This window comes from Curtobacterium sp. MCBA15_004, from assembly GCF_001865055.2.
GTDB lineage: Bacteria > Actinomycetota > Actinomycetes > Actinomycetales > Microbacteriaceae > Curtobacterium.
In genome coordinates, this window is the sequence record NZ_CP126266.1 from 221,050 (window position 1) to 235,009 (window position 13,960).

Sequence of the window (13,960 nt, forward strand, 5' to 3'; positions counted from 1 at the left end):
GTGCTTGCAGGGGTAGCGCTGGCAGGGATCCTTGTCGCGGGGGGTGCGACCGCGGCATCAGCCTCCACGTCGCAGACCGACTTCGGCGGCATCATGAACTCGTATCAGCAGTCGCGGTACTTCGCGACGCAGACGAAGGCGAACACAGGCGCGAACGCGTCGATTCGCTTCAGCGGTCTGGGCGGCGACTCGAGCGCCAACGTGAAGGCGCAGAACGTGACGACGGGCACGCAGTACACGGAAAAGAAGGGCCTTGGCGAGGCTTACACCTACGCCATCGAGGACAAGACCAAGTCGGGACAGCGGACCCGGCTGATCGTCACGAACAACGCCTGGGTTGTCGTGGATGTCGCTATCTCCGGTTGGTTCAAGACCAACTGAGTCACCTTCACCGGGCCGCGACGCAGGATCGTCGCGGCCCGGTCTCGCCCAGGAAGCACGTCATGAAGAATGTTCTTGCCGCAGTCCTTGTCGCAGTGGTCATACTAGGTCTCACCCTTTGGAGTGGCGCGACAAGTATCGCCTCCAGCCAGGTGAGTAGCTTCGCTGGGCTCTACGGCCAGTTTGCCAACGGCCCCACTCGCCTTCTGCTTCCGATCGCAGCCTCCCTTCTTGGAGGGTGGCAAGTTGCTGCTGAGCTGCACGACCGTTGGATCGTGTCAAGCAGAACCCGACGATCAATCCGCACTCATCTTGCGCACCGCGCGCTGAGCGGCATCGGCGCCGCTGCGCTCGCGTTCTTCATTGTCGGCATCGTCTGGTTCGTCGTCGCTGAATACGTTGCGCCGTCCGCCTGGCCACACGCAGTTGACCCGTCGGGATTCGGCAGATCCACTGCGGCGGTGCAGACAGCGGTCCAGGCTTCGGACCCGCTCGCTCGTTTCCTCAGCAGCGGCCACTGGGTGTTCGGGCTCGCCGCGGCTTCGTGGCTTGCCATCAACGGTGCCGTCTTCGCCGCTCTGGCCTTCGTCAGCGCGTTACTGATCCGCCGCCGCGTGATCGCCCTCATGATGCCGGTGGCGTTGTACCTCGGTCAGAGCGTTGTCGCGCAGATCGCTGGCCAATCGCAGTATTCGTTCTTGGTGACCGCGGTGTACCCCACCGGACTTCAGCACCTATCAATCGTTGCTGCGTCCGCCGCGACCGTCGTCCTGGCGATCGGTGCAGTGGCAGTTGCGACCGTCCTCATAGCCCGGTCGCCGACGAACCAACGGTTCGCATGATTCAGTCGTTCGGGAGGGCGCTGCTCTCTCCGGCCGTAGTCGGGCTCACAGCCGTTGCCGTGCTCATCGGGCTCGCAGATGCAGCCGTGCGACCTCCCTCGCGTGGCGCGAACATGTGGGACCTGTATCTCGTAGAAGCGTCCAACACACAGATTGTGGGAATGGCGACGCTCGTCGTCTGGACCGTCGTCCTCCTTCGAGGATCTGCAGCAGTTCGTCGACCAGACGCGCTGATGCGGTACGGGTCGCATGCTGCTGGAGCAGCAGCCCACCTACGAGAGGTTGGGGGTGCGGCTGCCGCGGCGATCTTGCTCGCCAACATCGCCTACGTGGTGATCGCACTTCCCTCCGGAGTCAGCTGGTCGTGGAGTCCAGTGACTCTGCAGACCGTGCAGCACGCAGAACCGATACTCGTGATCGGTCCAACCACATTGGCAGGCACGGTCGATGCACCGCTTCTCGCAGCCATACTGCAGAGCGGACACCTGCTCATCGGGTTGCTCGTCATCGCGATCGCGCATCACGCAATCGCGATCAGAGCGCCGCGGCTCGCAGGAGTCTTCCTGTTCGCGTTTGCCGGTCTCACCGCCATAGCAAGCTTCGGCGTTCTCACGAACGTTCCGCTGCTTGATCCGACACCGCTGTTCAACCTCGCATGGGCGCTTGGCTGGCAGCGGTTGATGGGCGCGGTCGTCGCAGCCGCAGTCATGGTCGGCGGCTCACTTCTCTTGGTACTCAGAGCCGACCGGAACACGACCGGACTCATCGGATGGCTGTCATCTCGCTGGGGCGTCGTCGTCGTAATCGGTTGCGCGTTGGTCACCATGGCCCCTGCGCTCATCGCCACGGGCGGGGTGAGCACGATCCTGCCCTCGCTGCTCCCAGGACCGTACGGGTCCGTGGACGGCTATGCGCGCACGCTGCTTCTACCGATCGGAACAGCGACCGTGTTCTATGCCTGGCTCGCCGCCCGCACCAGCGAATTTCTCACGTACGACCTGATCCGGCGAGGCACGTATGGCCGGTGGGTGTCCGCCGCCGCCGCCCGCGGCCTCGCGTTCACAGGCGTCGCAGCCGGCAGCGCAGCACTCATCCTCCTTGTACATCAGCAAGACCAGCGCTCACTCCGCACAATTGGAGCAGTCGCGGGCCTCGTCGCCGCGCAGACGCTGTTCTACTGCGCTCTCGCCCTCTTCCTGTTCTGGGTCACACCGGTTGACGTCGCCTGGCCGATCGCCGTTGGTGGGTCGCTCGTGCTCGGTTACCCGTTCGTCGTTGACCTCGGCCAACTCAACATCTTCGCCGGCCTCGGCATCAACCCGGGTGTTCCCGGAGTGCAGCTGTCCGCCGCCACAGCGCCAGCCGTTGCGGCCGTCGTTCTCCTGGCAGTCACACGCCTCGTCGCCAGTTCATCTACCCCCGCAGCCTTCCGCTGATTCAGGAGGAAAATCATCGTGTCTGTCATCAGCTTGACCAACGTCTCAAAGGCTTACCAAGGCCGACCGCTCTACACCGACGTCACCCTCACCATCGAGCAGGGCCAAACACACGCGCTCGTCGGACCCAACGGATCAGGGAAGTCGGTGATGTTCCGACTGCTCTGTGGGTTCCTCCGCCCCGACACCGGAACTGTCGAGATCAACCCCCGGTACCTGAACTCCGGGCGCACCTTCCCCGACAACTTCGGCGTCATCATCGACCGCCCCGGCGCGCTGGCCCACCTCTCCGGCATGGACAACCTGCGAGCCCTCGCGAGAATCCGTAAGCGGATCAGCGACGACGACATCGCGACCACCATGCGCTCGTTCGGGCTCGACCCCGAAGCCCGTCAACGGGTGCGGAACTACTCACTCGGCATGAAGCAGAAGCTTTCACTCTGCCAGGCCTTCATGGAGTCGCCAGAGGTACTCATCCTTGATGAACCCTTCAATGCCCTCGACGCCGAGTCCGCTGAGGCCCTTGCCGCCCGCCTCCAGGCGGCCGCGGAAGCGGGGACGACGATCGTGTTCACCAGTCACGAGCGCGAATACGTTGACCGGTTGGCTGACCGTGTCCTGACCATCGCGGACAGCCGCATCACGACAGCGGCCTAGGTCAACTCGCTAGCGCCGTCCCGGCGCAGGCGGGCGTCGCCGGACTGCAACCGCTTTTGCCGCACCGCTGGTAGGGCTCACATCCGTCCTCGTTGTTAGCCACCCACCTTCGCGGAGTTCAAGACTCCCTCACCGCCGGTGACGTCAGCGGCCTGCACGTCCGGGACATCATTGGGAAGACTCTCTCGACAAAGTTGGCTGAACGACATAGTTTTGCCGATGGTGGAGGTTGCTTCCGCCGTGGAGGGTCGGGCGGGTCTGCCTCGGTGTTCGATGTGTCACGATCAGGCGGTACGTCATCGGTCGACGTACCGTGGCGGATCAGTACCGGAACGGGCCGGCCCGACCCCGTCGCCGTGGTCAAAGGCCTAACGGGAGGGGAGCGGCGGACAGTGCGAGTTGCGGAGCCAGTCACGATTGCGTGTGACGAGTCGGGGTCGGAGGGTGAGAACCTCATGCGCGCTCGGCATCCGGTGTTCGTGCATGCCAGCGTGCATCTCGACACGGAGGAGGCCGCCGACGTCATGACACAACTGCGGACAATCACCGGTTCGGCGCGGGACGAAGTGAAATCAGGGATCGTTCTCGACGCGCGCCATCGCGGGGGCCTTCTTCGGGTGCTCGAGCCGCTCGCGCCACGGGTGAACATCAACCTCGTCGAGAAGGCCTACTACGTGTCGTCCAAGTTGGTTGCCCTGCTCACGGCCGCCGCTCAAGAAGCGCGGGGCATCGACATTGAACGCACCGGCTACGGACGATTCTACGCGTCCGTGCTATTCAACCTCGCTCCCGTCGATCTCGGAGCAACCTTCTGGCGGCAACTTCTGCGGCGCTACAACGACCTGATTCGGGTGTACGCGAGAGCGAACGCCGTCCCACCAAGCTCGGAAAAGTTCTTTTCCATCCTTGCCGAAGCTCGTGCACGCTCCAGGGACCCAAGCGTGCAGGAGGTGCTCAATGACTTGTGGTCGGCGCGCTTCTTCGCGTTCGACTACGAAGGAGCGCGCTTGGGGGAGCTGCGTGAGATGGACCCCATGTTCAGTACGCTCCGTGCCGTGGCGGCGAACTGGAGGATACGCCTCGGCGACGTGCCGTTCGAGCTGCTCGTCGACAGGTACTCGTCCCTGACCGAGTCGCTCATCGCGTCGATCGTCTCAACCGCACGTGAGGAAATCACCGTGACCGGGCGATTGCTGCCAGCCGCAGACCTGCAAGCAATCCGCCAAACTGACTCTCGAACCGATTCGCGAATCCAGGTCGCGGACATCATCGCCGGAGTCGGACAGCACTGTGCGGCGCTCGCGCTGGCGGGCACCTTTGACGATGACCTGCAACTCGCCACGAGTGAGATGCTGGACTTTCAAGGGATGTGGAGTGACGGGTCGCCCTTAGACGTCCTCTACGATCGCCGTCCCCCGCAGTACGCTGCCGCCGCAACCTCGTGACGGCTGCGGCACAGCGCTACTAACGCGGGCGGTTGAGCCGGCGTCTCGATCGACTCAAGGGGCGCCTGCTGTCGGAGGGCCCATGCGTCGGAGCTTTGCGTTGATAAGTTGCACTCGATCTGCCGCCGCCGACCCTGCCCCTGGCGCGTCGATGGCAGGCTGGCATCGTCATGGCCTTGTGATCGAGCGTTCGCCGGCCAACTGCGAACCATGCGGAAGCGACTGCAGAAGTAGCCCAATTCGAGGGCGTCGCTGAGTCGTTCCGTCGACGGCTCGGCACGCCGTCCCGAGCTACCGCTACCGCCGTTTCATTCCGTAGTAGGTTGAACACCCAAGTTCGACACCGCCATCCTCACCAACGCTGCCACCAGTGGATCCTTCCGCTCCGGGGTGTGTCAACGGACGGTGTTACGTGCATCCCCTCATCACGAATCTCAGGGAGAGATGAAGCTTCAGAACGTATCGATCGCCGGATTCCGGTCCATCGAGCACCTCAACGATCTCCGTATCGGATCCCCGCTCGTCCTTGCCGGGCACAACGATGCAGGGAAGTCGACCATCATCGACGCGATCCTGTACCTCCTCGGCGCCTACAAGCTCACCGACTCGGACCGGACCTACTTGAACGCCGACGCTGCCGCCGTAGATGCCGAGGAAGGTGAGACCAGGGACGCGGCGGACCGGGTCGCGGAGACCTTCGTCGACGCCACGTTCTCGTTGTCCGACGATGAGGCCGTCACTTTCGGGGCGGCGACACTGCGACTTCGTCGCATCTCGTTCGAAGGTGATGCCGCAAAACTCGAACAGCTGACGATGGCGCCAGTTGACGCTCGACTGCGGGACTACGAAAGCCTGACGGTACTAGCGCTGCGGGACCGTCTGGCTACGCTCGACTTGCCGCAAACCGGGTTGAAGCCGGAACTCATCGAGCGCCTCAATGACGCTGCCAGTGCGGCGCCGAAAGAGAAACTTTGGGTTGGTGCGCCTACCAGCGTCGATCGGGCACTCCCGACGGTGAAGCGGTTCGATGCGAGTAGCGCCGTCGACGCAGAAGCGGCAATCCAATCGACGCTCCAGACTAAGTTCAGGGCGCACCTCGAGTCGGACGAGTTCAGCGGGAACCTTCGCGCCATCGAGGAGAGTCTCGAGCAGAAGCTCGTCGCCGATGCGCAAGCGATCCGTGAACACATCACCGACAAGGTCACCGATGTTGGAGAGGTGACAATCCGACCGCTCGTGAACCTCGGCAACGGCAACGGGTTGAAGGCCACCCAGATCACAGTGCAGAACTCCCGCGGCGAAGCGATCGACCTGCGGCTCTCCGGTGCCGGCCGCGCACGACGTATCGCCCTGGCGGTCTGGGAGTACAACGCAACGCTGCTCGCCGACGCCACCGAGGACATCGTTCTGCTATATGACGAGCCCGACACGCACCTCGACTACGGGCATCAGCGTGAGCTGATGCGACTCATCCACGAGCAGACAAAAAACCCGAACGTCACCGTCATCATCGCCTCCCACTCGATGAACCTCATCGACGGCACCGACATCTCCGACGTCGCGCACATCAAGCACGTCGGACACCGGACCGTGGTCGAACGCCTCACCGAGGACGCGGGCGTAGGCGACCACCTCGGGGCGATCGCCGCGAGCGTCGGTCTCCGCAACACAGTCCTGCTCCACGAACGACTGTTCGTTGGCGTCGAAGGGGACTCGGAAGCTCGTGCGCTACCGGTCCTCTTCCGTCTCGCGATGGGACGGCACCTTGAATCGTGCGGTATCGCCATCTGGCCCTGCGACAACAACGAAGGCGCCGTCAAGTTCGCCAAGTTCCTCGTCCGCCACAACCGAAACGTGATGTTCGTCGTCGACGCCGACTCGCGGACGAACGCAAAACACGTCTTCAGCGACGAGAAGCTGAAGAAAGAAGGACTCAATCCGGCAAAGCACAGCCACTACATCGGCGACAAAAACGAAATCGAGGACGTCTTCTCCAACGAGCAGTGGGCGGCCGCGGCAAACGTACTTTGGCCCCGTGACGGCGAACAGGAACCTTCCGACGTGTGGGGTGCTGAAGACTTCGCTGCACATCGGGGCAAGAAGTTCAGCAGCGACGTTCTCGCCATGCTGAAATTCGGATCCTCTTCTGCACCATCCGGGAAGCCAGAGGCGCTCCGTGATCTCGCGTTGAGCCTCCGGGAACCCAGCGAAGTCCCCGATCAGCTCGTCGCCGCATTCGAGGAGATGCTCACGCGCGCGAACTGAGCCGGCGGGCCCGCATCCGAGCAAGACGCTGCGCCGAGGTTGGAGACTCCCAGTAGTGGCCCCGCACGGATCGGGCATACGAATGAGCGTGCGATGAGCGGGGAACACCGCACCAGCGGCAACCATCAGGGGTGGGAGCACTCGTGTGCCGAACTCGAAGCAGCGGCGTGGTCATGACGTTCCTCCTCTCGGTGTCGCGTTCATCGCAACACATCCCACCGACATCCGCATCTGGCGTCGGCGCTGACCCTATGCGCGGACAGCAGAAGAAGCCCGCATGCGCAGTCGATCGAGCACATGCGGCAACTGGAGCACCACGCGAGCCGGTACGGATCGCTGTGATGCCCGAACACCCGCCCACCACTGGCGGCCCGAGCCGCCCACCGCACAGGAGCAGCGCATGACCGATCCATTCACTGTTATCACCGGAACGTTCGGAATCCTCGGAACAGTCGGCGGTATCGCCAGCACGGTCACCACGGTACGGGTGTCGGGCATGCGTCGCCACGTCGAACGGGCGCAGGGAGCGTCCTCGCTCCTTGACGGCCTCCGGTCGCTTCCAAACGGCCACGCAGTCGGAACCCGTCTCATGACACCGTCCGACGAAGATGAACTACGAAGCGAACTCAGCAGAATCGTCCGCGAGAACGCTGCGTCCTACGCAAAGCAGAACCCCACTCCCGTCGGCCTCGACTTCGCCCGAGTGCTGATGCCGGCATACACCGTGCTCTTTGTCGCGGTCGCCATCGGCGCGTTCATAGCGGCGGGACACGAACACACCACGCAGGACGCGGCGTCGCAGCAGATCACAGCCGGTTCCTTCCTCGTCGTCGCACTGATATTCCTGGGGATGACCGGGTTGCTTCACGAGCGGATGCGGCGACGCAACGATGCGCGACGGGTCGCTGGCACTCCCGGTCGCGAATACTACTTCGGACCGCTCGTCGAGTTGTGGCAAACGATAGGCGGAGCAGTTCGCGGACAGAGTGCTCGCCGACGCACCGCCAGAGCCGACCGGGAGCGCTGAGGCGGCGCAAAATCCGCGTCCGTCATCCCAGAAAGTCGTCAGCGAGCTGACGTGGACGAGACCACGACTACGAAGGACAGAACATGCATACCCAACTGTGCGCAAATTCAATCGCGAAGCATTGCGACTGCAATGGTTGCGACAAGAAATTACATGGGTGGCGCGGCAGCCATCGTTTCGCGCCACTTATCGAAGGCCGGCAGCACGTGATTGTGCACCAGCCGGCAGTCATCGGCGCCGCGTTCGACATGCTGCAGAGCAGCGACGGCGCGAGGACCGCCGAGACCACAGACTACCTCGCCGCGAAACTCGCGCTTTGGCCCGTTGAAACGATGTGGTCCGATGACGAAACGAACCGATTGGTGCTGGCGTTTGCTGACAGCGTCGCACCGGCGAACCGCATCTTCGTGGATGCGCTTGCAGCCAGCGCAGGTCTCACGGACAATGACCGCGAGCGCATCCGTGCCCATGTCGCAGGTCATCTTATTTGCGTGCTTAGCGTCGCTCTGCTCGAGGCGTACGACACGCTCGGCACGGCGCTCGACGACCTCGCGACGGTCGCTGTACGGCAGCTTGCCGCGGACCTCTTCACTGGTGCCACTGAGGCGATTGCGCGAGCAGCCGCGGAACGCGTCTTCAAGCTCGCCGCCCGGCAGCTGACTGAGATCCTCATCGACGACGTCCGGGTCATTGCGCTCCGCTTCGTCGGCGCCGTGTCCTGCCCTGACTGGTACGCGCACCCAGGTGACGGGATCTGGACGTACTGCCTTAAGCCGGCCTTCCTGGACGCTTTCGGCGACAAGGAGAAGGAATGGGCGGGTGACAAGCTCAAGGCTGGCCCCCGATGATCCTTTCGCCGCATAGGGCAGTGCATGAGTACCCAGCGATACCGTCCACTTCCATCGGAGAGCCTCTCTTCGCTCCCTCACGGGACCGTCGTCACCGTCCGCGACGGCGAACGGTGGGCGGTCTTCTTCTGCGCTCGAACGGACCACTCGACGGCGCACTTCCTTCCCACTGTCGCAGTACGACCGTCTTCTATCCTCGTCAGTGCACGACATGTCTGCACGGACGAATCACTGACTGCGGCGGCCGACTTCACGATCATCGAGTACGAGGACGAGGATCAGAAGTTGTGTCAGGCAGTCAAATTGCCGATCTTCGACCCCGCATGCTGGTTCGCTGTGGCCTGCGGCGCCGAACACGAGGGACTGCAGTCCTTCGCCGACCTACTCCACGAGTTCGACCGGCTCCACTATCTCCACAGTGTCGACACCAAACTCGGTGTCCTGATCCCCACCGATGGCAGCGTCCGCTGACGCGCTGTCCACGGATCTACTGCGTTCGAACCAGAGGCGACTCAAACTTTCGCACTACGCCGCACCAGCGGCGCTGAGTCGCCCGACTGCTGCTCTCACGCGGCCGCCGGCCCGTCGACGTGAGGAAGGCAGAAGCGCAGCTGGGCGCCTCGCGTGCTGTCAGTCTGACGAATCGAGGCAAGCACGGTCTCCGTGGGCACTCCACAATTCCGAACGGTTGACCTGGATCAACACGCCACCCGGGGAATCGACACGAATTCCGCACCCTTCAAGGGGAACGCTGTGATGAAGGCCTACCTTTACCTGTACTGAAATGGCGCCAGCCGATGCGATCATTAGGCTGCGCGCAAGCACTCCGTTTGACTCACGAGCGAGCCCCTGTGGGGGAGCATGATGGAAGGACGGTACCCGTATGAACATTCCTGGCGCAGAGTTCATTGCCCTAGCCGAAGGAGGGAAGTGGCCAGGGGAAGCAATTCTTTGGAGCGTGGACGGAACTGTTGCCGCGATCGACCTTGGCGCGGGTGCGGTTACCGGTGAACACGTTGCAGCGCAGCACCCACAGATCCTGCTGCTGACGCACGACGACGACGACCACATCGGCGGTTGGAGCGGGTTCGCGGCGGAAGCGGACCGTCAGCAGCACTGGCCGGAGCAAATCTGGCTTCCGTACGAGTGGGCAGCCCTCGCGATTGCGGCAGCAACACCAGCCCGAATGGTCGCCACCACGCGGCGGCAACGCGTCACGTCCGAGACTGTGATTGAGGAGCTCGGGCTCGACAACTGGACGATGGTCGCCACGCAAGGCGACGACGACGGCGGAAACGTTCGAAGCGAATCTGTTCTTGACACCATCGACTGGAACACCGCCTACGAACGCGTGACCGCGTTGAACGAATCGAAGGAGCTCGAAGAGCAGGTCGAGGCGCTTCTCGCCCCGCGAACAAAGAAGTTCGAAGGCATCGGCACGAGGGAAGCGGTCGCAAAACGAGCGGTCGACAGCGTGAGGAAGATCCTGCAGATCGTCCAAGAAGCGCACCAGTCGCCGACGACCGTGAAGCTGTTCTCGATAGAACACGCCATGCGCAACCCCGAACCGCAGCCATGGCGCTCAGAAGGATCTGCTGGTCTCATCACGATCCCAAACGGGCGCGAAGTCGAGCCGAAATCGTTGACAACGCCGGCGACTGTGCAACACCTGGCCATGCTCTATACGCTGACAATCCAGAACCGTCGAGCCCTCACAAGTCTCCTCTGGACATGCTGGTGCGTCGGTTCGAATAAGGCAATGGTGTGGAGCGACTCGTCAGGCGAATGGACGGCCGAGAGCCGACTCCACCTCCCGATCGAGCGTGTAGCCCTAGCCACAGCACCGCACCACGGATCGGCCAACGCCGACCACACGGACGCATGGACCGCAATGTGGGGAGCGACCGCGGAACTCATTCTTGTCGCCGCGGGCGGACAGGCGGGTCAACAGGTGAACGGCGCGTTCCTCGCCGCGCCACACGAGCGGCGCGCCTGCAACAGGTGCCGTCACCAGCCAAAGGAACGAAAGGCGCAACGGGTAACGGCCAACGTCCCGCACCACGACGCGGCAACACTCGCTAGCGCCCACTGCGTTCGACCTCAGCGCAAAAACTAGCAAGCAGCCTTCGATCGCAAGAACACATGTCAAATCGAGGAGCAGAACGACGCATGACAGAGTCTGACGAGACGCTATTCACCGAACATCCCGCAACAGCTCGCTCGGGTCTTATTCAGTACAACGAGTTCCTCATGAATGAACGTCTCGTCGCAGTCGGCTACGCGGACGCGGCTCGACGGCTGCGCGCCAGCTTCACGAACCAGCCGTGGGACGACGTCATGCTGCTTCCGTTCCTCTTCCTCTGGCGACAAGCGATCGAACTTGAGCTGAAGGCAAATATCCGGGACCTGGCGACAATTCGACGTCGGGACGGAGAGGGCGACGCCGACCTCAAGCGGGAAGCCGTCAATGCCCGCCTCAAGAATCCTCAGAAGGTTGGTCACAAGCTAACCAAGCTGGTGCACGAGCTCGGTGAACACAGCAGTGCGCTGAAGCTTGAAGAGCTCCCCGAATCCATTGCGCGCGTCCTGCAACTTTTGGCAGCGATGGGCGACGGGGCACTGGTTTCAGATATGCGGGCGTTCTTCAAGTTCCCAGCGCGAACCGTAGACTTCTACGGCCTCGCAGAAGCACTGGACGACGTTTACCAACTCCTCGAAGTCATCGTCGACGCCGCGACGAACGGCGAAGGCGTCTGAAACACATGGGGCGCGACATATCTCTCGCCCCAGCGGAGTCCAGTCACCGGTGCGACCCACGTCCCGTCGTCGTGCCGACAGCCGCCTGTCACACCGGATGGAAGCACCTGCTGACAGCAGCATTACCTGGTCCGTCGTACCACGGAATCCGGATTTGGTGCGTAAGTAGCAGCGGGCCGATGCGACGAAGTGGTCAGTCGATGCGCCGCACTCGGACCGCTCGGTTCATGCCGTCCACCAGCATCTTCCCGTGTTCGATCGTGGCCCACGGCATGAACGAGTACCGGTACTCGTAGTAGTATTCGTCCTGCTGCCAGCGAGAGCCATCGAAGAGCGTGACGAGCGTTTCGCCGTCCCACCCGGACCATTCGCCTGCAAGTCGCTTCCGCATGCTGTTCAATACCTTCCGCATGATGTTCAATACCTTCCGCGTGAGCTTATCCTCGGTCATCTCTACGAACCCTCCGAGCGTTTCACAGCCGGTGGCTGCGGGACCGTTCCGACCGCGACCTCAGGTGTTCTGTTTCGACTGTTCCGCCGACTTCGGGGAGATAGTTGCGGGGGGAGCGCTTCGTGGACAGCGTCAGTGAGCTGCGAGTACCCGGTCGAACGACAACGAGGTGAGTTCGTGTCCTCGCGCGGGCAGCGAGTCGAACAGGTGGATTGCGCGGGCTCCGATGCGCTTGTTCGGGCACCGAGGCTGATGGCGCGGATCATCTGTGGCGCGAGCAGCTTCTTGTCGACGTCTGGGTCCTCGATGAGATCTGTGCGGCCGTGTGCCCGTCAATGACCCACGAGCTGGGTGCTGACCTCCTAGGGCTGCGCGAACGCTTGTGCGCGGTCCTCCCGCCTGAGGTGTCCGCGGTACTTCGTACACTCTCGGCATGTCCTCCTGGCGAGCGCGTCGGCCGAAGAGTCGCCGTCTGAAAACCTATCTGTCCGTGCCGTTGTCTATAGCGTTTGTCGGCGCTGCAGTCACTTACATCACGGTCTACTGGGTGATGATGACTGTCGGAGTGACCGAGGGGGCATTCACGTATGCCTTTGAACGGCTGCAAAACCTTGGGCGACAAGTCGCTGTCGACAGCAGCGCCCTGATCGCGATCGCATGGCCCGTTGTGCTGTCCCTCGTCGCGGCGGTGTTCTTCGTCAGCCGATCAAGCAGTCCGAAACGACATTCCGTGGAGCGCCGAATCATCGCGCTGATCTCCATCGTCGTCACCGGTGTTGTACTGAGTGCATTGCTGCTCTCCGTCGTCGGTTCGATCGGACATCAGGCCACGGCGAACCGCCTGTGGCTGTTGGTGGTTGCGACGCTGTTCATCAGTGCGTTGGCGTGCTGGTTGGGTAACGATGCGCTCGCGACTCGGCGTCGGCTCCGGGCGAGCGCCCGAGCTGACATGCGTGCGTGGAGCCGCTTAGTACGACGGTACCGACCGGCTGTTGGCAGGACCATCCGGGGCGCGGGATGGTGGCTGGTCCTGATGCCGACCGTCGCTGCCGTGCTGACGATGCTGCTCGTGACTGTGATGTTGGCGTGTGCTTCGGGAGCGACGTTCCAGCAGCTTGCAACGTCACTCGACGCGCTCACCACCTACGGGCGGTTCGCCGTCGTGGCTGCCGTGGCGGTCGTTGTTGCGGGCGCACTCCTCGCGACACGCTCCGCCGCGTCAACCAAAACGAACAAGCGCCGTCTGCTCGGAGGCGCTGTCATCATGCTGCTGCCCTCGTCGGTAGTTCCGGTGCTATTCGCGGTGCTCCAAGAGGACGGTCCGCTTGTCTGGCCGGTTCGCGGCGCGCTGGTCTTGGCTGGATGGGGACCGCTGGTGCTGCTGGCGGTGCCGGCGCGGTCCCGCTGGTCCATCGTCTGGAGCGCCCGCTGTGTTCAGATGCAAGCCTTCGCGAAAGCAGCACATGACGCCCGCCGGGACTGGGCTGCACTCCGCACACGCCGCACGAGGAACCAGAGACCGCCGCGTGCACTTAGAACGACGTCGAAGCAGATGCGAGCATCTCGTATGGCGCAGGATTCCACCTATCGAGCAGGCGTGCGGGTTTCCTCTGCGGCCACAGCTGCGCGGTAGTCGCGCTTATCGCAGCCGCGCGCGTCGCGAGGGCGGTTGTGGCTACGCCTTCGACGTGCCAGAGCAGTGCGCACGCCGTCAATTTGACTCTCTGCCTTCAGCCGACTGGTGATCAAATACCACGCTTGTTACCATGACAATGCTCGGTGGGGCAAGGTATGCCGATGAGGCATCCGGTCTTGCGGCCGGATGCCTCATCAGGTGAATAGTACTAGCGC

General features: G+C 63.0%; 13 protein-coding genes. 12 read left to right on the forward strand and 1 reads right to left on the reverse strand.

What is annotated here, in order from left to right:
- The 11 genes from QOL16_RS01090 to QOL16_RS01140 all read left to right on the forward strand — a co-directional run bounded on the left by QOL16_RS01090 (window position 1) and on the right by QOL16_RS01140 (window position 11,658).
- On the forward strand, window positions 1-381 hold the full coding sequence (locus QOL16_RS01090; RefSeq protein WP_139266320.1) for a hypothetical protein: 381 nt from the start codon (window positions 1-3) through the stop codon (window positions 379-381).
- Between the two features lie 275 nt (window positions 382-656).
- Entirely contained in the window at window positions 657-1,223 is a 567-nt protein-coding gene (locus QOL16_RS01095) for a hypothetical protein (RefSeq protein WP_139266321.1), read from the forward strand.
- Entirely contained in the window at window positions 1,220-2,659 is a 1,440-nt protein-coding gene (locus QOL16_RS01100; protein ID WP_139266322.1) for a hypothetical protein, read from the forward strand. Before QOL16_RS01095 ends, QOL16_RS01100 begins: the two co-directional genes overlap by 4 nt.
- A gap of 18 nt (window positions 2,660-2,677) precedes the next feature.
- Window positions 2,678-3,316, forward strand: a complete 639-nt coding sequence (locus tag QOL16_RS01105; RefSeq protein ID WP_071282776.1) for an ABC transporter ATP-binding protein — start codon at window positions 2,678-2,680, stop codon at window positions 3,314-3,316.
- Window positions 3,317-3,771: 455 nt separating this feature from the next.
- On the forward strand, window positions 3,772-4,761 hold the full coding sequence (locus tag QOL16_RS01110) for a hypothetical protein (RefSeq protein ID WP_139266323.1): 990 nt from the start codon (window positions 3,772-3,774) through the stop codon (window positions 4,759-4,761).
- A 444-nt stretch (window positions 4,762-5,205) separates the two neighbouring features.
- Window positions 5,206-7,026, forward strand: a complete 1,821-nt coding sequence (locus tag QOL16_RS01115; RefSeq protein WP_071282780.1) for an ATP-dependent endonuclease — start codon at window positions 5,206-5,208, stop codon at window positions 7,024-7,026.
- A gap of 400 nt (window positions 7,027-7,426) precedes the next feature.
- Window positions 7,427-8,053 carry a hypothetical protein gene (locus QOL16_RS01120; protein WP_139266324.1) on the forward strand — a complete coding sequence of 209 codons (627 nt, stop codon included), beginning with the start codon at window positions 7,427-7,429 and terminating at the stop codon, window positions 8,051-8,053.
- An 83-nt stretch (window positions 8,054-8,136) separates the two neighbouring features.
- Window positions 8,137-8,901, forward strand: a complete 765-nt coding sequence (locus QOL16_RS01125) for a hypothetical protein (RefSeq protein ID WP_139266325.1) — start codon at window positions 8,137-8,139, stop codon at window positions 8,899-8,901.
- Between the two features lie 24 nt (window positions 8,902-8,925).
- The gene (locus tag QOL16_RS01130; RefSeq protein WP_071282787.1) at window positions 8,926-9,372 is read left to right on the forward strand and encodes a hypothetical protein; all 447 of its coding nucleotides are present in this window, start codon (window positions 8,926-8,928) and stop codon (window positions 9,370-9,372) included.
- A 487-nt stretch (window positions 9,373-9,859) separates the two neighbouring features.
- Window positions 9,860-11,017: a hypothetical protein gene (locus QOL16_RS01135; RefSeq protein ID WP_071282789.1), complete on the forward strand. Its 1,158-nt coding sequence runs from the start codon at window positions 9,860-9,862 to the stop codon at window positions 11,015-11,017.
- Window positions 11,018-11,070: 53 nt separating this feature from the next.
- Window positions 11,071-11,658 (forward strand): hypothetical protein, encoded by a 588-nt coding sequence (locus tag QOL16_RS01140; protein ID WP_071282791.1) that lies wholly within the window; start codon window positions 11,071-11,073, stop codon window positions 11,656-11,658.
- Between the two features lie 193 nt (window positions 11,659-11,851).
- On the opposite strand, the gene QOL16_RS01145 is transcribed toward QOL16_RS01140, so the two are convergent.
- On the reverse strand, window positions 11,852-12,109 hold the full coding sequence (locus tag QOL16_RS01145) for a hypothetical protein (protein ID WP_071282793.1): 258 nt from the start codon (window positions 12,107-12,109) through the stop codon (window positions 11,852-11,854).
- A gap of 433 nt (window positions 12,110-12,542) precedes the next feature.
- Here QOL16_RS01145 and QOL16_RS01150 point away from each other — a divergent pair, with 433 nt between their 5' ends.
- The gene (locus QOL16_RS01150; RefSeq protein WP_139266327.1) at window positions 12,543-13,742 is read left to right on the forward strand and encodes a hypothetical protein; all 1,200 of its coding nucleotides are present in this window, start codon (window positions 12,543-12,545) and stop codon (window positions 13,740-13,742) included.
- Window positions 13,743-13,960 lie beyond the last annotated feature (218 nt).

Coding starts and splice junctions, on each gene's coding strand:
- QOL16_RS01115 (WP_071282780.1), top strand. CDS start 5,206: ATGAAGCTTCAGAACGTATCGATCGCCGGATTCCGGTCCATCGAGCAC.
- QOL16_RS01125 (WP_139266325.1), top strand. CDS start 8,137: ATGCATACCCAACTGTGCGCAAATTCAATCGCGAAGCATTGCGACTGC.
- QOL16_RS01110 (WP_139266323.1), top strand. CDS start 3,772: ATGCGCGCTCGGCATCCGGTGTTCGTGCATGCCAGCGTGCATCTCGAC.
- QOL16_RS01150 (WP_139266327.1), top strand. CDS start 12,543: ATGTCCTCCTGGCGAGCGCGTCGGCCGAAGAGTCGCCGTCTGAAAACC.
- QOL16_RS01100 (WP_139266322.1), top strand. CDS start 1,220: ATGATTCAGTCGTTCGGGAGGGCGCTGCTCTCTCCGGCCGTAGTCGGG.
- QOL16_RS01130 (WP_071282787.1), top strand. CDS start 8,926: ATGAGTACCCAGCGATACCGTCCACTTCCATCGGAGAGCCTCTCTTCG.
- QOL16_RS01140 (WP_071282791.1), top strand. CDS start 11,071: ATGACAGAGTCTGACGAGACGCTATTCACCGAACATCCCGCAACAGCT.
- QOL16_RS01145 (WP_071282793.1), bottom strand. CDS start 12,109: ATGACCGAGGATAAGCTCACGCGGAAGGTATTGAACATCATGCGGAAG.
- QOL16_RS01120 (WP_139266324.1), top strand. CDS start 7,427: ATGACCGATCCATTCACTGTTATCACCGGAACGTTCGGAATCCTCGGA.